This window comes from Microbulbifer epialgicus, from assembly GCF_041447265.1.
GTDB classification, from domain to species: domain Bacteria; phylum Pseudomonadota; class Gammaproteobacteria; order Pseudomonadales; family Cellvibrionaceae; genus Microbulbifer; species Microbulbifer epialgicus.
Genome location: NZ_JBGMEK010000243.1, coordinates 1 through 1,003 on the forward strand (window position 1 = coordinate 1; position 1,003 = coordinate 1,003).

Sequence of the window (1,003 nt, forward strand, 5' to 3'; positions counted from 1 at the left end):
AAAGTGCTTTCTCACATGAGAATGTTACAAAAGAAGCCCGCGCGTGTAGCAGCCTACTTCCGACACGAATCAATTAGGTACGCAGCATAACTGAACTATTTGTCCGCCGGGTTAATAACATTAGTCAATCTTTTGATATCACTGCAAGTAATGTGTTAATCAATCAAGTGGGCTCTATAAATGTGGCTGGCGTTGGCCAGAACGATGTAACAGCAAGTAGCGTGTTGATCAACCAGGCGGGATCTTTGAACCTTTCAATTGTTAGTCAATTTGATGTGACAGCAAGTACAGATTTTATCAATCAAACGGGCACGATGAACCAGGCCACCATTAGTCAATTTTTTGATGTCAAAGAAAGTAATATTTTAATCAATCAAGCCGGCGTGATGAATGATGCTCTCGTTATTCAAGAGAGTGGGACCAGGTTAAGTAGTGTCGCAATTAATCAGGCTGGCTCCATGAATATGGCAGATATTACCCAAACGACCACTACTCTAAGCAATGCTTCGACCACTCAGATCGGTAGCAACAATATGCATGCAACAACCCAAACCGGTATTAGACAAACAGCTATCGTTGTACAGATTGGCAATGGTAATATGGGCGCAATTAGCCAATAGTAGTTCCCTCATCTCCACCAACTATACGATCCCTCAAAATAATAGAGGGATCATTATGCGATCGAATCTACCAATAAACCTTTAGTAAGTTGTAAGCGTATCTTGCTAGCAAGAACGCCTACAAGGCACTGGCAGAACTGTTTGAGACTGAGATAGGGCTTGTACCGAAGCGGAAGAGGTCGGGAAGGGCCGTTATGCAGGAAGAGCAGATTTGGCATATTGTTAGCGGGAGAGCAGTAGGAGGGTATGCCAAGCTCTACCAGAACCTCAAGTCAACGAGAAGCATCTTTTATCTGTAGTAGTTCAGACTTGATCTGACAGTTACCGGTTTTTCAGAAGGTGCTTTGTCAGGTCAAATTCAGTTTACGAGTTTTTCCTTCCAG

At 43.2% G+C, this 1,003-nt stretch carries 1 protein-coding gene; it reads left to right on the top strand.

What is annotated here, in order from left to right:
- Nucleotides 1-152 precede the first annotated feature (152 nt).
- Nucleotides 153-620, top strand: coding sequence for a hypothetical protein (locus ACCI49_RS24785; protein ID WP_371841935.1), 468 nt, complete (start codon nt 153-155; stop codon nt 618-620).
- Nucleotides 621-1,003 lie beyond the last annotated feature (383 nt).